Below are 18,187 nucleotides of genomic sequence, written 5' to 3' on the forward strand. Positions count from 1 at the left end.
GGTTGAGGTGGCTGAGGAAATCAGTGGTTTGAGTCATAGCTAGAAAGTTAGTTTAATTTTTTAAGGGGTAAATAATACTTGGTATGCAATACCGCGAGTTCTTTTAACGTGAGGTGGGGCTAGCGCACCCTATATTATAACTACAACGGTAATTTTTTAAACTTTAAATATTTTTTTGCCAAGCGACTTGTTTAAGGTTTAGGTTCTCGGCGCGCACGCTACACGATAACTAGATAGGTGATTTTTTTTTAACGTTTAAATATCTGTGTCAGCCACATGGCAGCTAATATTCCCAAGCCAATCCAGATGGCAATAATTACAGCAGCGGCAGCCCGATTTATCGGTTTTCCTCCGTCTATTTCTGCGGCTGCTTTTTCCCGACACTCGGCTAAAACCTGTGGCGGAATCATCTTCAGTACCAGCCAAATTCCCAAAGGTACAATTATCAAATCGTCCAAGTAGCCGAGAACTGGTATGAAGTCAGGAATTAAGTCGATCGGGCTAAAAGCGTAGGCAACCGTAAGCCCGGCTAAAATTCTGGCGTACCAAGGTACTCTCTGGTCTGTACTGGCTAAATAAACAGCGTAAGTCTCTTTTTTTAGTCGGCGGGCAACTTGTTTTAACGATTGCATATTTTAATTTTTTACAGTCTTAAAAAAATATTTAAAATGAACTAGGAGTTGCGCCGTCAGTGTCAGAAATCCGGTGGCTTTCTATATTTATCGTTGCCAAACCTCTGATTTTGCCCAGAACACCGATTTTTTAGGGGAGCGTCCTGCGAACATTATAATAACTCACAATTTCTTCAGAATTACTGACTATTTTTTTAGTTGCTAAAAATGTAACAGCCCGGATATTTAGGAATTTCAGTGGGAAGGTAAAGTATAGCATCTGTTGTATGTGAGGAGAATCAAGTTTATGAATTCAAATTTGCAACGTCGCGATCGCATTAATTTCCGCAGTCTGGTAACAGCGTTTTGTTTAACCTTAACTCTCGTTAGTTTTGTGAGATTAGATCCCGCGGCTGCTCAAGAACAGCGGATCAGAACGTTGACTGTTACTGGACGGGGTGTGGAAGCCATTCCTACAACTCAAACACAAGTGCGGTTGGGGGTTGAGGTGCAGGGGAAAACGGCGGCTGAGGTGCAGCAGGAAGCGGCGAGACGATCGTCGGCTGTGGTAGAGTTGCTGCGATCGCGCCAAGTGGAAAAACTCGAAACTGCCGGCATCACCCTTAATCCCATTTATAACTTCGACAACAACCAACAGCGCTTGACGGGCTATACGGCGACGAATACCGTCACTTTTAGGATTAATACTGCATCTGCCGGCACTTTGCTCGACGATGCGGTGAATGCCGGAGCCACACGCATCGACGGCGTGAGTTTTGCCGCCACCGAAAGTGCGATCGAATCTGCTCGAAAACAAGCAATCAAAAAAGCAACTCAAGATGCTCAAGCGCAAGCGGATGCAGTCTTTAGCGCCCTCAACCTCAAGCGGGGAGAGATTCTGGGCATTCAAGTCAACGGTGCGACCGCGCCACCTCCAATGTATCGGCAATTGGCTGCTCCTCGCATGGCTGCTGCTGACGCTGCAACGCCTGTGGTAGGAGGAGAACAGCAGGTAGAAGCATCGGTGACTTTGCAAATTGGATATTAAAATTAAATAGTTAGGGGTTGAACCGGCTACCTCAGCTTGACCCTAACTATTTCTCGATTTATCAAGCAGCTTTTTCTACAAAAAACTTTAGCGGTTTTCACCACTTCTGCCAGTAGTCGAGCAATTGTTCGCGTCCAACACAAATATTTCCCCATCTTCGTCCGGAAGAGCCACAACAATCAAAGCCTTAACAATTTTAGTGTCAAACAAACTTTCACTCTAAGTAAGTCGGTGGAAAAATTCCGAATTATCTAAGGGAATATTAAGTGGCGCGCTCTGAGTTAAAGTGTAACTGCTCACCGCAACTTTGTTGCGGTGAGCAGTTACCACAAATGGCTACAACCTAATTATCGACTATGAACGAAAACTCTTTTTATTCAGGCGGAGAGTTCCTCAATAAATAGACTCTCCGTTAAACCCTAGGCGATCGCATTTATCATACACAGAAAAGAGTGGACTCTTTTCTCAGATCCACTCTCTGTTAAACTCTCTTAGCCCTAGCTTTAACAAGCTGGAGTTAAGTCCTTATTTTACCTAGTCCTTAATGATTCTCTTGTCATGAATGACCACTTTGTCCTTGAGTTCAGGACTGCCGGAGATGTGAATATCGCTATCCTTATTTCCCTCTGCGTCGGATTCGGCTAGATATTTGGCAGATGACTTAACATCATGCGCTGCACGTTTAGCAGATTCGGCTGCATTTTGGGCAGATGATTTAAAATCATGCGCTCCACCTTTAGCAGATGGGGTTGCATTTTGCGCAGAGGACCTAAAATCAGGCACTGGAGGTTTAGCAGATGGGGTTGCATTTTGGGCAGAGGATTTAAAATCATACGCTGCACCTTTAGCAGATGGGGTTGCATTTTGGGCAGAAAATTTAAAATCATGCGCTGCACCTTGAGGAGATGGGGTTGCATTTTGGGCAGATGACTTAACATCCTGCTTAAAATCATGCGCTGCATCTTTAGCAGATTCGGTTGCATTTTGGGCAGATGACTTAACATCCTGCGCTGCACCTTTAGCAGATTCGGCTGCGTTTTGAGCAGATGACTTAATTGATTCAGCGGCACTCTTGCCAGATGACTTAAGCGATTCGGCTGCACTTTTTATAGATGGTTCAACTGCTTTCGCTGTATCTTTTACAGTCGATCTAAGATCCTTAGTTGCGCCCTCAATTTCCTGAGCTACAGCTTTGGCAGAAGGCTTAATTTCATCGGCAGTGCTCTTAATAGAGTCCGCTGCACTTTGTACAGAAGGCTTGATACCTTCGACTGTCTGCTTGACAGAATCTTTTACTTCTCTAATCGTAGGTTTGACTTCCTCAGATGCGCTCTTGACTGCATCTACTACAGAAGGCTTGGCTTCCTTAACAGTCTGATCGACAGATTCGGCTATACTTTTAATCGAAGGCTTGGTTTCCTCAACAGTCTCCTTGACTGCTTCTGCTGTAGCTTTGATAGATGGTTTAACTTCCTCAGCAGTTTCCTTTACTACTGTCCCTAGCTCTTCCACAGTGTGTGTAATACCGTCTGCTACAGCGTGTGCTGCATCCCCTAAATTATCTACAGCACGGTTAACAGTATCAGCAGTACCTTTACCAATCATAGCGCCCGCAACTGACCCTGCTACAGCACCAAGAATTCCTCCAGAGCGAGCACCGAGTATACCACCGACTGCAGCTCCAGCTATCCTCGCACCAAGGCCTGAGCCTGATGATTGATCTTCCGTTGATTCTGCATTTTCGTTAGTCTGAGCCTGAAGCTGCTGGTTTTCGCTATTGTCAACTTTCTTTTCTTGGAAGTCAGGATTGGCTTCAGGCTGGTTAAAAGGCTGCTTATTATCAGTCATAGATATGCTTGGGTCTTACTACTACATTCACTAGGCTAACTATTTTCTTCTCAGAAAATCTACTGCCTAAGAACTAGATTTGGACTGTTACTTAAGAAGTAGATTCTTAGAGGTGCTGACCGCTAGCGCGGTAGCTGCTCGCAGGGTAAGCTCATCTAATTTGGTATAAATCTTACTTGACAAAAAGGGCAAGATATAAAGGAAGCTCCTGTCAATAGCGGTTCTTTTGAACCCATTTGAGATATTTTGACGATGGACAGACAACGAGCGATGGATAGATAACGGACTATGGATAGACAACGGGCGAGAATAACTCATGTATACAGAGTTGTTAAGAGATTAACTATTTATATCTTAAACTAACGAATGTTTATTAAACATCTCTTATAATTACAGGTGTAAATGCTTAATAATTAGATAAAAAAGTTAATTCTTATAGATTACAAATCAATTCTTAAGAACAATAAAAGTATATTTTATGTGTGAAACATCATAATAAATGATTGAATTAATTGATTTGGTTTGTAGACGTTGCTGATTTATAGTAGGAAAGGCTAAATATGCAAGTCAGAGAAACCAGTATTTACAAAGCGTCTGGATTTTCAACTGATTTTTTTCATACCCTGATTAAGCAACGCCAGATTTGGGAGTGATCTAACTCACGATCGAACTCTTGGAACAGCAACTTGACCACTTTAGCCGCCAGAGGCGATCGCACTTACGTGTAATTTTGCATAAGTTCGATCGCCCCCAACAAACTCAGCACAATCCAATTACTACCGGATCAGCGCTCAAAGTACCCGATATCGACTACAGTAAACACAAAATATTATTGGCGGTGATTTGAGTGATTGAGACTTTAGCAACAGGAATCGCAGCAGCCGGTTCGCTGCTAGCATTGGGCGGATTGGGCCTAGAGTTGAACTATCGCCGGACTGGAAGTGCAAATAAACTAGAACTAACAGCCGGAGAATGGCACTTAGCCATCTCGGAACCCAACCGCTATCTTTTAGTCGGGGAAATGGAGTTCCGCAACCTGACACAGCGCTTTGAGATTATGTTGCCGGAAGTGCGGGCACAGGTGAAACTGCTGTCAGACGGAAGTTTGGATGGCGTTACCTCCGAGACAAAGGTGATTCCTTGCCACAAAGAGGCAGCAGCCAGAGCAGACGATTACTGGTTCGGCTATATTGTTAAAGCCCAAAAAAACACAAAAATTAAAGTTTCTGTAGACATTCAAGGGCAAGATTTAACCAAATTGCAGTCAGCTTGGGTGCAAGTACACTTCGTCACCTACGGCCCAGGCGGCCGCATCCCGAAAGTCCGTAACGTAGTAGTCCCGCTGCAATTTCCCAACTCGGACACCGTACCCATCGCCAGAAATGTCGGAGTTGCAGAAGTCTTGCCGATTCGCACGCACATACTGGCGGAATTGGACAATCCCGTCGAAATTGTCAAGCGGTACGTGCTGCCGCGCGCCCAGAAAGGCGATATTGTTGCCCTAGCAGAAACTCCCCTAGCTTTGATGCAGGGACGCTATCGCCATCCCAGCGAAGTCAAACCAGGATGGGCGGCAAAGCGAGTGTGTTTGTTTTTCTTGCCCACGTCGAGTTTGGCCACAGCTTGCGGAATGCAAACGTTGGTTGATGTAGTCGGCTCTTGGCGCGTAGTAGCAGCATTTGCGATCGGCGCTGTGGCCAAAATATTTGGCAAACCGGGAGTCTTTTACCAACTAGCAGGGGAACAAGCCAGGCTGATCGACGACGTTACCGGGACTTTGCCTCCCTTCGACCAATTTATTGTCCTCGGCCCGGACAATCCCCAGAAAGTTGTAGAAGAAATTCAACGAGAAACCGGACTTGCGGCGGCGATCGTAGACGCTAATGACTTGAAAGCAGTTAAGATATTAGCAGCGACCTCCGATTTATCGGTAACATTCTTAGAGCAAGCCTTGCGAAGCAACCCCGCCGGGAATGGTGACGAGCGCACACCAGTCGTTGTAATTCGACCTCTGCCACAAAAATCTTGAGTTGAAAACAGAAAATTAAAAATTCAAAAAGATGATTTGAAATTTTTAATTTTCGATCGCGCAAGAAAGGGAGAAGAATCTAAAGTTATAAGTTTTGAACTCAAAATTTACCCATTCAAAAGTCAAAACTACTCTAACTCTTCCCCTTTCTGAATTTTTATTTTTAAATTTCCATTCCCCACTTTTATGCTATGACTTCATTTCCCTCCCAAAACCAAAACCAGGTTGTGATTCGCCCGTTTCAGTATCGCGACATCGAGGTGATGGAACAACTGTGCGCGGAAACAGCCGAAGAGCCAGAAAACAGCAAGGGCGGAAGCTGCGACGTGGTACTAGGTAAAAAGTTGCAGCAGATTCGTCGCTGGTACGGACTACTAAAGATTTTTAGCTTGTTTCCCAACCCTTGTCAGTCCCTGTTCCGTGCCCACGTTGCCGAAGAAGAGGGGAGCGTTAAGGGCATAATTCAGATTTCTCCTTTCAACCGCACCCGCAGCACTTGGCGGATCGATCGCATAGGAGTAGACCCTGAAGCCCGCAGCAAAGGAATTGGTTCCATGCTGCTGCGGTACTGTTTTGAGGCAGTCTGGGAGGCGCGGACGTGGCTGTTGGAAGTGAATGTCGGCGACAAAACTTCCTTGGCTTTGTATCGGCAGAACGGGTTTCAGCCTTTGGCCCAGATGACATACTGGACGATCGCCCCTGAACGCCTGCAAGAAATGGCTTCCTCGACCCCAGATTTGCCCAACCTGCTGCCCGTCAGCAACGCAGACGCTCAGTTGCTCTACCAACTGGATACCGCGTCTATGCCGCCGCTGGTGCGCCAAGTATTCGATCGCCACATTCAAGATTTCAAAACCAGTTTTTTCGGCGCTTTAGTCGAAGGTGTCAGACAGTGGCTGGGCAAAACCGAGGTAGTCAGCGGCTACGTGTTTGAACCGCAGCGCAAAGCCGCGATCGGCTATTTTCAGGTGCAGCTATCCCGCAACGGCCAGCAACCGCACGTCGCTCAGTTGACTGTACACCCCGCCTACACTTGGCTTTACCCAGAGCTGCTGTCCCAGATGGCGCGCCTTGTTCAAGATTTCCCGGTTCAAAGCCTGCAACTGGCTTCCGCTGACTATCAGCCGGAACGGGAAGCTTATTTAGAGCAATTTGGAGCAGTGCGCGTGGAACACAGTTTGCTGATGTCTCGATCGGTGTGGCACAAATTGCGCGAGTCCAAGTTGGTCTCTCTCGAAGGACTCCAGCTATCAGAAATGTTGCAAAGCTTCCAGCCAACTCGCAAACCCGTACCGGGCCGGATGTCCTGGCTCGGCCCGATGGCTGGGGAAGCAGCAGCAGGGCCCGCATCCTCTGAGATTAAACCTTTGTTGGCTGACTCAGGAAACAGCCAAACGAATCAAGTTAACCCCTTGAACTTCCCGAATTCCGAATCAGCAGCAACTGATGGCAGCAGCATTTTGCCTTTAAATCTGCCAGAGTTGCCTCTTGACGGTGGCTGGCCCGGAGAACTCAATTCTTAATAAGTGAAAGCAGAAGGTAAAAGGTATAAGGCAGAAAAAAATAGAATTAATCATCCAAAAAATTCCTTTTTTCTGTCATAATCCGAAAAACTCCCTTCTGCTTTGGATTAATATCAACTTAAGATTACCTATCTTCTTCTTACTTTCTTCTCTTATTACTGCGCGTTATTCGCGTCTTCGCGGTTCGTTAAATAAGATTATTTCCGCAAAAAACAGTAAATCTAAAATCTAAAATCTAAAATCTAAAATTGATTGATTGATAATGTCCAACGATAAATTATGGATTTCAGCACTGGGATTAGATATCGGCCTCAAACGAGTCGGCATCGCCGGGTGTGACGGCACAGGTTTAATAGCTACGGGCATTACAACACTGGTACGATCGTCCTTCGATCGAGACGTAGCTTATCTCCGAGAGATCGTCCGAGAGCGGAGAGTGCAAATTTTGGTTGCAGGCTTGCCCTACTCCCTGAGCGGAGAATTAGGCACTCAAGCCCGACAAGTCCAGAAATATGCTACTCGCATCGCCACAGCCTTAGAGCTCCCCCTAGAATACGTGGACGAGCGCCTGACTTCGGTTGAGGCAGAGGAATTGATGAAAACACAAGGGATTTTGGTGTCGCAAAATAAGGGTGCGATCGATCGCAAAGCAGCGGCCCTGATTTTGCAGCAGTGGCTAGACGAGCGGAGGCAAAATATCTCCGCCCTTCCCAATCCTTGATAGCTGGTAACAAAGGCGTGATATCCTGGTTGTGCAAGTTTGCTACGCACACCTGTAACCCTTGACAAACTGGAGAAAATTCTGGTGTACCTCGGTACTGAAGAAGCACAAAATCGTGATTTGTCCTCAGTGTCGCTTGCTGACTCGACTGAGATTTAAACGCTGCTCTCCTCGTCTGTGGAAAAGGCAGCGAGTCTGGCGGTTTAAGCTGGTGGACTGGCGATCGCCCACTTAGCCAGAATATCGCCACGAAAATTCCCCATTGTCAAGGAAACGTTACTGAATTATTGACGGAAAATAAGATACACGCGATGTCCTCATCCCCATACCGCAAAAAAGAGAATGGCAATTCCAACGAAGAGTCCGTCACCTTGACGGATGAAGTTGGGCGATCGCTGACTTGCAACATAGAATATTCTATGAACCTAGAAGGTCAAGAATACGCTTTGCTGCTTCCGATTGACTCACCCGTAGAAATTTTTACCTGGCAGGGAGACGATACCGACGAAGCAGCAATTCCTGTAGAAGACGAGACCGAAATTGACAAAATTTTTGAGACAGCTAAAGTTGTCCTGCAAGAGCAGAACTTGACGCTCCGACGCACAGCGGTGACGCTGACTGTGGTTGGCGAATTGCCGGAATTTCCCGAAGAGGATATGGCATCCGATGTCGATCCAGATGAGGAGTCGGAGTTCGAGGAGCTGATGTGGCTGACCAGTTTCTACCACGAAGAACAGGAATATGCCATTTATACGCCTCTAGACCCGTTCTTTATCTTGGCTAGAATGGATGAGGACGGCAAGCCAGAATTGCTCTCGGAAGAAGAGTTCCAAAGGCTGGAACCGATGTTACCTATGCTGGAAGACCAGTTCTTTGACGAGCTTGATTAGATATTAATTGCAGGCACAAGGCCTGATGGCAAAAAGCAGAATTTTTTACTATTTTATAAAAAAGTAAACTGCTCCCCCGATCGAACTTTTCCGAGATAGCAGCTTCTGCCTTCGCGATCGGGCTTTTGAATTGGGCCGCGTGAATTGGGTCTTTTAAAGGGCTTGTATTCGTAACTTTTCGGTCATCAATCGCAGGTCATCAGTCATTAGTCGCTAGTTAACCGCCGCTTATCCAGGACAACGGACTATGAATAAAGAACAAATGACAAAAGGCAGCGCGCGCGAGAGCCGAAAAGGTACTCCGCAAGTCTCTAAATGGTTGTTTTATCTGGCGTTGCTGCCGGCACTCTGGGGGGTTTGCGCTTGGCAAGGCTGGGCTTGGTGGAGCTGGGCTTCGGCGCCGCCTAAAATCACATCCTCATCCGGGAATCCGGCAGAGGATGCTGCTGTTTCGATCCAAATCCCGGAGGGTACTCCCAGTCAAAAAATTGGCCGGGATTTAGAGGCCGCGGGGTTGATTCGATCGAGCTCGGCATGGAATATGTGGGCCCGCTGGCTGACTCTGCAAAACCGCGAGGGAGGTTTTCAAGCAGGAACTTACCAACTGTCGCCTACTCAGCCTCTAAGTGCAGTTGCGGACAAAATTTGGAAGGGCGAAGTCGTACAGCAGAGTTTCACGATTCCAGAAGGGTGGTCGCTGCAACAAATGAGTGCTTATTTTGAAGCGCAAGGTTTTTTCCCGGCTAAAGAGTTTATGGCAGCCGCGAGTCAAATTCCTTACGCTCAATACCCTTGGCTGCCGAGCGGATTGCCTCATTTGGAAGGTTTTTTGTACCCGGATACTTATCAGCTAGACGGCGATAGAATTACTCCTCAAGCTGCGATCACACAAATGCTCACCCGTTTCGAGCAGACAGCTTTGCCGATATATCAAAAAAATCAGAATAATACGAAGCTCTCTCTCAAAGAATGGGTGACTTTGGCGAGTATTGTAGAAAAAGAAGCTGTGGTTGCTTCCGAGCGGAACCGCATTTCTGGAGTGTTCAACAACCGTCTGAAAAAGGGTATGGCGTTGGGATCTGACCCGACAGTTGAATACGCTCTCGGCATCAGGCAAACTAAGGAAAAGCCTTTGACTTTCAAGCAGGTGGAAACCCCTTCTCCTTACAATACTTATATAAATCCAGGACTACCCCCAACTCCGATCGCATCTCCAGGAATAGCAAGTCTGGAAGCGACTCTGACTCCAGAAAATACAGAATACCTGTATTTTATGGCTCGATATGACGGCACTCACATTTTTAGCCGCACGCAGGCGGAACACGATGCTGCGATTGCTAAAGTTGACCAGCAGTTGCGATCTACTCAATAGATAGGGGATGACTAATACAAAAGTAAAAAGTCAAAAGTCCAAAGCAAAAGCAATAATTATTCACTTTTGATTTTTTACTTTTTTAATCTTTAACTTCCAATTTCTTATTTCTCAATCTAAACCTAAAATCTAAAATCATTATGACTTGGGGTAAAATACTACAGCCTGACTTAGTTCTCGGCGATTCAGTCATGAAGTTAACGGCTGATATTCTTCAGGAATTTAATATTAAAGGATTAGTTTTGGATGTGGACGAAACTCTCGTTCCCATCACGGCCATGAATGCTTCTCCTGAACTCACTCTGTGGGTGGAACAAATAAAACCCGTAGTATCGCTGTGGTTGGCCAGCAATAATTTAAGCCAGACTCGGATCGGTCGGATTGCTGAGTCTTTGAATCTACCATATATCACGGGTGCGGCTAAGCCGTCCCGCCGCAAGTTGCGAAAAGCTATTAATGCAATGAATTTGCCGGTGGAACAGGTGGCGATGGTGGGCGATCGACTTTTTACTGATGTTTTGGCAGGCAATCGTTTGGGTATGTTTACTATTTTAGTGGAACCAATGGTTGATGCTGGGTATGCGCTTCGCAAGTATCCGGTGCGCTCTTTTGAAGTTTGGGTTTCTCAAGCTTTGGGGGCTTCTCTTGATAGCAGAAATTAGAAAGATTTAAATGACTCAAACTATTGTTGTTAAAATAGGAACTTCGACGCTGACTCGATCGACTACGGGAAACTTAGCTCTTTCAACTATTGCTGCATTGGCCGAAATTTTAGCTGATTTGCGGCAGCAAGGCCATCGAGTAGTTTTGGTGTCTTCGGGTGCGGTTGGAGTTGGCTGCGCGCGCTTGGGTTTGACGGAACGCCCGCGAAACATTGCTCTGAAACAGGCTGTGGCGGCTGTGGGCCAAGGGCGGCTGATGCGGGTGTACGATGACTTGTTTACTACTTTGCAACAGCCGATCGCTCAAGTATTGCTCACCAGGGGCGATTTAGTGCAGCGTAACGGTTATGTTAACGCTTGCAATACTTTTCAGCAACTGCTCAGGTTGGGCGTGATTCCGATTGTCAATGAAAACGATACAGTAGCCGTAGACGAGCTCAAATTTGGCGATAACGACACGCTTTCGGCGCTAGTAGCGAGTTTGGTAGAAGCAGATTGGTTGTTTGTGCTCACAGATGTCGATCGGCTGTATTCCGCCGATCCGCGCAGCAATCCCGACGCGCAGCCGATCGCCCTAGTCCAAAGTATGGCACAGCTCACAGAATTTCAGGTGCAAACAGGAGATTCCCGCAGCGGTTGGGGAACCGGCGGAATGGTGACAAAAATTGAAGCGGCGAGAATAGCAACTGCATCGGGAGTGCGGACTGTCATCACTGACGGCTGCTTTCCTGGTAATATCGAGAAAATACTCAAGGGAGAGTTGATCGGCACTCAATTCGAGCCTCAGCCGCGGCCTGTAAACGCTCGCAAACACTGGATAGCTAACGTGCTAATTCCGGCAGGAAAACTATATTTAGACGCGGGTGCTGTCAAGGCAATTTCCCAGGGCGGAAAATCGCTTTTAGCTGCGGGTATTGCTCAAGTAGAAGGAGAATTTCAAGCTGATGATTCCGTGCAGTTGTGCGACACAACAGGCAAGCAAATTGCTAGAGGACTTGTGAATTATAGCAGTTTAGAATTGAGACAAATCCAGGGCTGCAAGTCCGATAAAATTGCTGAGATTTTAGGCTATGCAGGCGTAGAAACGGCGGTACACCGAGATAATTTAGTGATTGTTTAAACTAACAAATATCGAGACAGTCGATCGCGCAATGAGCGAAGGCAGAAATTGAAGATATTTGCAGCACAGTCTTGCAAGAATTTGTTTGGCTGTGTCTGAACAGCTCGTTCATCGCTTCTGTAAACACTTCAAATAAATTTTGTGCTAATTCTAAAGCTGCTTGGTATTCCGCATCTGTAAGTTTGATTTCTGCTAAAATTTGCAACATCTCTGGCGTGTTTAAAAGGTGATAATTTTCTAAACCCCCATAAGATCCTCCAAAATCAACAGATTCTTTTTGGTTAATTTGCTGTAATTCCATTACCACTGCTAGCGCCGCCTCAAAAAAAACTTGGGCAGTTCCTTCGAGGAGTTCCACTAACACCAGTTTCTGAATGGGAGAAGCTTTCCAAGCGTAGCGTTCGATCACTGAACAGAGCGATCGAGTTTTTTTAGTTTCTTCACCCCAAAGCAGTCTGAAATCGCCGTAACTCATTAATTGGTTTAAGCCCAGTTCCTCTAGGTATTCTAGATAGTCGTGCCAATAATAGTTTTTTTTATAAGTATATTTATTAATGAGTTCCTGAACTTTGTTATTACTAGAAGATTCTCGCAGCACATATTTATTTAAATCGCTCAATCCCACAGCCAAAGGAGCGAGTACAGGTGCAAAAATTAGTCGTTGATTCGCGTGAATGTGTTTGTTGGCTAGAAAGTCAAACAAGGGCAATTTTGCAAACTCTTGCTTTTTGGTTTCAATGAATGCTACAATGCCTTTCATACTTTTTTCGCCTGAATAGTTGCTGTCAAGATCATCTTCATATCTCCGTTAATTATCTATATTTTCGAGCCTAAAGAATTGTGTTTATTATCATATATATTTGTATTTGAGATCATAGGTAAGAGTGTTGGCAGTCACAGGAAACAGTGACTTGTATCATATTGTGCCAGAAGTTCGAGCATCTTGTTGCCTAGAGATAAAATGTTCTAAATTTAGATTGCATATTTCAGGCGTTGCTCAAAGCCACCCCACAAGAGTTTGATTATTTACCGATAATTTAAAGCATGATTAACTTATATGGGCAAGTGAGGATCCTGTTCGCACTGCTAAAAAATGCCTTTTACAAAATCGCGGTGATCCATGCAAATCAGTCCTAGACGCATAGAAGTCTCGAAACCTGGTTTCTTCGGAGATTCATCGTTACTCAATAAAAAATTTTCTGAGAGACCCGGTTTCTTTAACCCTTGCTTTTATTGCTTCTTCCCTCTTTTCTCTTCCCTCTTCTTATTCCTTATTCCTTCTTCCGGCGGCCATAACTCTCCAAATGACAATTTCCAATTCTCAGAATTGCCTTTAGGTGCGTTCTGAGTTACTCTATCTTTTGGATCAGTTAACACAATTATAGGAGTTAATCTTGGAACGGACTTTTTTAGCGATTAAGCCCGACGGCGTACAGCGCGGACTCGTCGGCGAAATTATCGGTCGTTTTGAAGCCAAGGGCTTTAAGTTAGTTGGCATGAAGCTGATGACGGCGAGTCGCGAACTAGCGGAACAACATTATGATGTTCACAAAGAAAAACCCTTCTTTGCTGGATTGGTAAACTTTATCACTTCAGGCCCTGTAGTGGCGATGGTGTGGGAAGGTGACGGCGTTGTGGCGTCGGCGAGAAAAATCATTGGCGCCACAAATCCTCTGAATGCAGAACCAGCGACAATTCGGGGAGATTTTGCCGTCAATGTCGGCCGTAATCTCATTCACGGTTCTGATGCTGTCGAGACTGCCCGTGCGGAAATTAGCCTTTGGTTCAAGGAAGAAGAATTGAGTGCTTGGACACCTTGTTTAACTCCTTGGATTGTGGAATAGTTTTGATATTCTCCCGGTGGTTAATCGGGAGATATAGCCTTTCTCAAACAGATGAAATATCATGCTTTTGACTCACTCATAACCGTAAAATATAGAATAGTTTGAGATTTTTACTCGTTACCAAAAGCTTCCGGGTAACGAGAAGAAAAAATGTTAATTGGAACTTAAAAACTCCAAATAATTATTAGTCAATTCTTTGACTGCTAATTCGTAAAACTGCTGACCTTGTTCGGGGGTTGCCAATGCCGGATTTGAACCCATTCTTCCGTCGGGAAATCGGCGTCGGAAGTCAGCAGCACCGTAAATTTTGTGCCCGGAAGCAACTTCTTCCGAAAGCGGAGCTTGCTTTATTGCTTCTGGATAAAGGTACTGGGTTAAGGCGATTTCGCTGGGGGTGGCGTGAGAACCTTCTTGGTTTCCGTATAATTCTTTTGCTAGTTTGTAGACTGAGCCGCACATGAACCAGTTGCCGATTTGACACTGGATTTTATCGGCATTTGGTAGATTCAAGTCCGACAAATGCGCGTAACTCTCGGAAAATGCTGCTTTCATGGTGGCAATGTTGCCACCGTGACCGTTAATGAAGAAATATTTCTCAAATCCAGCTTTTGCCAAAGATGTGATATGGTCCCTGATTACCAATATCAGAGTCTGCGGTCGCAGGCTGATTGTGCCGGGAAAGCTGGTGTGGTGCAGGGCCATGCCGACATTAATTGTAGGGCCGATTAAGGCATTGGCAGCTTCGCCGACACCGCGGGCGATCGCCTTGGCAGCAAGGGCGTCAGTCCCGATCAAGCCGGTGGGCCCGTGCTGTTCGGTGGAGCCGATCGGGATAATTATGCCTCGGGAGCTTTCTAGATAAGCTTCTACCTCGGGCCACGTACTCAAATGCAGCAACATGATAGGCAGTCTACAAAATTTTTACTTGCTATCGTCGATCGTAGCCGGCACGGGAAGAAAAAGGAATTTGAACCAACTTATTATTGTATTCTTAAAAAAAGCCCTACAGTGCGATCGCAACTTTACCGTTATATTACTTAACGTTAATAATTTAACCACTTGATGGCCAAAACTTTACCTTTTAATAACCTTTTAAGAGTAGTATAACAAGCATATCCCTCTAGATTGGGTGTTACGTGGTCAATTAACAGCGGGCAATGTTTTATGAAATTAACACCGACCCCGAAAAATGACCAGACTTCTGTGGCCTGGACGCAGGCAGACAGCGCGGTTCCGACAACTGCTCTACGGCTGTATTCCTTACACGAGCAAGTAGCAAAGGTCGAGCGCGTGTCTGTGGGATGGACTGGCGAAAGATTCTAAGCGATCGAACAAATGGCGATCGTACAAGCGATCGCAGCGCGAGAGTACCTCAGCTACTGAAGAAGGTACCTCCCGCTAGCCACATACAAACATCACTCCCACTGATATTTATGTCTTCTGCTGAATTAAGCGAAAGTCCTTCAAGGTTGGCTGTTGGACAAGCCGGCCGTATCTTGTTATTGGAAGGTGAAGATCTGTTGCGGGAAATGCTAGCTTTAGCCCTTAAAGAACAGGGCTATGAGGTGGTGGTTACTAGCGACGGGCGCAACGCTCTGCCTTCTGTACAGGCTTCTTCGTCATACCATGGTGAATTGGCCTTTAACCTGTTAATTATGGATTCAATTAACGGTTTAGATCTGTGTCGAATGTTACGGCATCAAGGAAATCCCGTCCCTATTTTGATTATCGGTGCTAGAGGAAGTGCCAACAATTGCGCTTTTTACCTCGAAGCCGGATCGGATGATTATCTGACCAAGCCTTTTGGAATGCGGGAGTTTATCGCTCGCTGTCGAGCGCTGATGCGGCGCCAGCGCCTCGGTCGCTTACCGGAACCGAGGATGCTGCAATATAAGAGCATAACTCTATATCCTGAAGAGTGCCGCGTGTTGGTTCGTGGTCTGGAAGTGAAATTTTCTCCTAAACAGTTTCGCTTACTAGAACTATTTATGAGTTATCCCCGGCGAGTTTGGTCTCGTGATCAGTTGCTGGAAAAAATTTGGGGTCAAGATTTTATCGGAGATAGCAAAACAGTTGACGTTCACATCCGCTGGTTGCGCGAAAAGTTGGAATTAGATCCGGGCCAACCGGAATATATCATTACGGTACGCGGGTTTGGGTATCGATTTGGTTAAATTTTTAAATCAGTTGTAGGGTGGCAAATTGCAGTCGAATAGACAAATAAGGACACAAAAATGTTGTGTCCTTATTTGTCTATGGAGGGTGTGCAATACAATAGCTTGGAGGTGCAACCAGTAGATATCTTCCAGCAACTGTTTCCCTTCTCTTTTACCCTGGGCGATCGGTATAAATCAAAACTCCCCTGTCCACTGCCAACAATGGAGTTTCGAGCAATCTCCTGCAACCGCAACAGCCGCCACCATATCTGAACTCGGGATTAATTCAATTAAAGACCATCTCGATGCTTCTTCGGGGTTGTCTTCAACATTTAACAGCGCGGCAGGTTCTCCTGGTGCGAGGCTGACATCAAACTGATTCAGGGGAAGAGAAAGTCCTTTACCAACTGCTTTGATATAGGCTTCTTTGCGAGTCCAGCAGGTAAAAAAAGCGCGGGGTTGAAGATGTTCTGGGAGCGAAAGCAAGACAGTATTTTCTAATGGTGAAAAAAACTTTTTAGCAATTTCCAGGCAAGGAAAGTGGGTATTTATGCCTTCAATATCGACACCAATATCTCGATTTTTGGTAATAGCAATTAGAGCCATGTTTCCTGAGTGAGACAAATTGAAACGCAGGGTATTTCCCCCTTGGGCGGCGATGAGAGAGGGTTTGCCATAGGGGTTGTACTCAAAGCGCAAAATGTGAGAATTTATGTTAAGATAGCGACTTAGAATCGCTCTCAGCGCGCCACGACTCACAATAAATTGCGATCGACCTTTGGGAAAGTGAAAACTATTGGCTTTTGTCCCCTCGTCTGCTGAGAGAGTCTGTTGTAAACTCTGCAAGCAAGATTCTGTTTGAGCCAGAGAGACGCGCCAAACATGAATTTCGCCCAGATCCAATGTCAAGTCTTGGGGTGGAGAATTCCACGAATCAAAAGCAGTAATCATGTATTTATCTTCTTTTCAGAGTCTCCTCATCCAGCATTCCCAGAAACAGGCATCTTGCCTGTTCTACTTTTAGAAACAGCCAAGATGCTTGTTCTACAACAGATAAATTTCAATCCCAAGGGTTAATAAATCCAACTTTGCACAACTTTTCCCGCTAATTGCTGTCCCAACCAAGGCGTATTTGCCGATCGCGACTTCAGACTTTGCCCGTCAACAGTCCAACTCATTTCCGGGTCAAACAAAATCAGCTCAGCAGAGACTCCCGGTGCAACCATGGGGGGCGTTTGTCCGAGACAAACGGCAGGGCCTGCGCTCAAAACTCGCCACAGTTGTAAAGCCGAAAATTCGCCAGTTTCTACCAGTCCGTGCCATAGCAAAGGCAAAGCTAATTCCAAGCCGATCGCCCCGGGCGGACTATCAGCAAAAGCCACAGTTTTCTCCTCATAAGTATGCGGGTTGTGGTCGATCGCGATCGCATCAATTACGCCATCTTTCACAGCTTGAATCAGCGCTAATTGGTCGCTGAGATTCCCCAACGGCGGTTCTAGGCGTAAATTCGGATCGTAGGGCAACGAAGCAGTCAGAGCATTTTTCGCACCGGAATCTTGAGAGTTTCCTGAAATTGCCCCGACATTCAACAGCAAGTGCATCCAAGTCACACTCGCAGTCACCGGCAAACCTCGCGCCTTCGCATCTCGAATCAATTCGACGCTGCGCGCTGTAGAAACCCGCATAATGTGCACTCCTGTGCCCGCAGATGCCACCAACTCCAGGATTGCCGCCAAAGCCGAAGTTTCCGCACTCGCCGGAATTCCTGGTAAACCCAAGCGTACCGACAGCGCACCCTCCCTCACCGCGCCATTTCCTGCCAAAGTTTGATCGCACGGCCACAAAGCCACAGACTTGCCCAAAGGCTGGATATACTCCAGCAAACGCCTCACCAGAGCTGGATTAGACAGCGGCAAACCGTCCGCAAAACCCACCACTGCACAGGAGGCCAGCTCGCCCAACTCTGCCATCTGCTGCCCTTTAACGCCCGCTGTCAGCGCTCCCCAAAAATACAAGCGGGGCAGCCCGGGCGGCAAATTGCGGATATTTTGCTGCAACAATGCTAAACCAGCCAAATTGTCAACAGGTGGCGAGGTATCCGGTAAAATCGCCACTCGCGTAAAACCCCCAGCCGCCGCAGCCTGCATCAAAGATTCCAGGGTTTCCCGATCCTCAAAACCCGGTTCTCCGCTGTGACTGTAGATATCAGTTAACCCCGGCCCCAAAATCAGTCCCCGGCAATCCCGCACTTCGGTGTCAGGGGGAAACTCAGCAATTTTTTCCTCAACTGCTTTGATATCACCTTCAGCAATCAGAATATCAGCGATGCGATCGCTCCCTGAAACTGGATCTAGCACTCGTAC

Annotated in this window: 18 protein-coding genes; 12 read left to right on the forward strand and 6 right to left on the reverse strand. The window is 46.3% G+C overall.

Annotation, left to right across the window (positions count from 1 at the left end):
* Window positions 1–248: 248 nt before the first annotated feature.
* On the reverse strand, window positions 249–632 hold the full coding sequence (locus QUA38_RS18730; protein ID WP_333164335.1) for a YkvA family protein: 384 nt from the start codon (window positions 630–632) through the stop codon (window positions 249–251).
* Between the two features lie 286 nt (window positions 633–918).
* On the opposite strand from QUA38_RS18730, the gene QUA38_RS18735 reads away from it, so the two are divergent.
* Complete coding sequence (locus QUA38_RS18735) at window positions 919–1,659, forward strand: SIMPL domain-containing protein (RefSeq protein ID WP_333164337.1); 741 nt, start codon at window positions 919–921, stop codon at window positions 1,657–1,659.
* 534 nt (window positions 1,660–2,193) lie between these two features.
* Here QUA38_RS18735 and QUA38_RS18740 read toward each other — a convergent pair.
* On the reverse strand, window positions 2,194–3,507 hold the full coding sequence (locus QUA38_RS18740) for a hypothetical protein (RefSeq protein WP_333164340.1): 1,314 nt from the start codon (window positions 3,505–3,507) through the stop codon (window positions 2,194–2,196).
* A 673-nt stretch (window positions 3,508–4,180) separates the two neighbouring features.
* Between QUA38_RS18740 and QUA38_RS18745 the strand changes: the two genes are divergently transcribed.
* The 8 genes from QUA38_RS18745 to proB all read left to right on the forward strand — a co-directional run bounded on the left by QUA38_RS18745 (window position 4,181) and on the right by proB (window position 11,824).
* Entirely contained in the window at window positions 4,181–4,354 is a 174-nt protein-coding gene (locus QUA38_RS18745; protein WP_333164342.1) for a hypothetical protein, read from the forward strand.
* A complete protein-coding gene (locus QUA38_RS18750; RefSeq protein ID WP_333164345.1) occupies window positions 4,355–5,536 on the forward strand; it encodes a F420-0:Gamma-glutamyl ligase in 1,182 nt (393 codons plus the stop codon).
* A gap of 191 nt (window positions 5,537–5,727) precedes the next feature.
* Complete coding sequence (locus QUA38_RS18755) at window positions 5,728–7,059, forward strand: GNAT family N-acetyltransferase (protein ID WP_333164347.1); 1,332 nt, start codon at window positions 5,728–5,730, stop codon at window positions 7,057–7,059.
* A gap of 262 nt (window positions 7,060–7,321) precedes the next feature.
* Window positions 7,322–7,780 carry a Holliday junction resolvase RuvX gene (gene ruvX, locus QUA38_RS18760; protein ID WP_333164349.1) on the forward strand — a complete coding sequence of 153 codons (459 nt, stop codon included), beginning with the start codon at window positions 7,322–7,324 and terminating at the stop codon, window positions 7,778–7,780.
* A gap of 311 nt (window positions 7,781–8,091) precedes the next feature.
* Entirely contained in the window at window positions 8,092–8,670 is a 579-nt protein-coding gene (locus QUA38_RS18765; RefSeq protein WP_333164352.1) for a DUF3727 domain-containing protein, read from the forward strand.
* A 247-nt stretch (window positions 8,671–8,917) separates the two neighbouring features.
* Window positions 8,918–10,042, forward strand: a complete 1,125-nt coding sequence (mltG, locus tag QUA38_RS18770; protein ID WP_333164354.1) for an endolytic transglycosylase MltG — start codon at window positions 8,918–8,920, stop codon at window positions 10,040–10,042.
* A gap of 140 nt (window positions 10,043–10,182) precedes the next feature.
* Window positions 10,183–10,704, forward strand: a complete 522-nt coding sequence (locus QUA38_RS18775) for a YqeG family HAD IIIA-type phosphatase (protein ID WP_333164357.1) — start codon at window positions 10,183–10,185, stop codon at window positions 10,702–10,704.
* Between the two features lie 10 nt (window positions 10,705–10,714).
* Complete coding sequence (proB, locus tag QUA38_RS18780; RefSeq protein WP_333164359.1) at window positions 10,715–11,824, forward strand: glutamate 5-kinase; 1,110 nt, start codon at window positions 10,715–10,717, stop codon at window positions 11,822–11,824.
* A gap of 1 nt (window position 11,825) precedes the next feature.
* On the opposite strand, the gene QUA38_RS18785 is transcribed toward proB, so the two are convergent.
* Window positions 11,826–12,584: a hypothetical protein gene (locus QUA38_RS18785; protein ID WP_333164362.1), complete on the reverse strand. Its 759-nt coding sequence runs from the start codon at window positions 12,582–12,584 to the stop codon at window positions 11,826–11,828.
* A 634-nt stretch (window positions 12,585–13,218) separates the two neighbouring features.
* Between QUA38_RS18785 and ndk the strand changes: the two genes are divergently transcribed.
* Window positions 13,219–13,668 (forward strand): nucleoside-diphosphate kinase, encoded by a 450-nt coding sequence (ndk, locus tag QUA38_RS18790; RefSeq protein WP_333035325.1) that lies wholly within the window; start codon window positions 13,219–13,221, stop codon window positions 13,666–13,668.
* Window positions 13,669–13,821: 153 nt separating this feature from the next.
* On the opposite strand, the gene QUA38_RS18795 is transcribed toward ndk, so the two are convergent.
* Complete coding sequence (locus tag QUA38_RS18795; RefSeq protein ID WP_333164365.1) at window positions 13,822–14,568, reverse strand: creatininase family protein; 747 nt, start codon at window positions 14,566–14,568, stop codon at window positions 13,822–13,824.
* 264 nt (window positions 14,569–14,832) lie between these two features.
* On the opposite strand from QUA38_RS18795, the gene QUA38_RS18800 reads away from it, so the two are divergent.
* Together QUA38_RS18800 and QUA38_RS18805 are read left to right on the forward strand one after the other, a co-directional pair.
* Window positions 14,833–14,991 (forward strand): hypothetical protein, encoded by a 159-nt coding sequence (locus QUA38_RS18800; RefSeq protein WP_333164367.1) that lies wholly within the window; start codon window positions 14,833–14,835, stop codon window positions 14,989–14,991.
* 110 nt (window positions 14,992–15,101) lie between these two features.
* The gene (locus QUA38_RS18805; protein ID WP_333164374.1) at window positions 15,102–15,842 is read left to right on the forward strand and encodes a response regulator transcription factor; all 741 of its coding nucleotides are present in this window, start codon (window positions 15,102–15,104) and stop codon (window positions 15,840–15,842) included.
* A gap of 177 nt (window positions 15,843–16,019) precedes the next feature.
* Here the strand turns inward: QUA38_RS18805 and QUA38_RS18810 are convergent, their stop codons facing one another.
* Together QUA38_RS18810 and QUA38_RS18815 are read right to left on the reverse strand one after the other, a co-directional pair.
* Window positions 16,020–16,775 (reverse strand): 4'-phosphopantetheinyl transferase superfamily protein, encoded by a 756-nt coding sequence (locus QUA38_RS18810; protein ID WP_333164370.1) that lies wholly within the window; start codon window positions 16,773–16,775, stop codon window positions 16,020–16,022.
* A gap of 122 nt (window positions 16,776–16,897) precedes the next feature.
* A partial coding sequence (locus QUA38_RS18815; RefSeq protein WP_333164372.1) for a dihydroorotase occupies window positions 16,898–18,187 on the reverse strand: 1,290 nt, incomplete at its 5' end.

Origin of the sequence: Microcoleus sp. Pol12B4 (assembly GCF_036701385.1) — a bacterium.
Taxonomy (GTDB): Bacteria; Cyanobacteriota; Cyanobacteriia; order Cyanobacteriales; family Microcoleaceae; genus Microcoleus.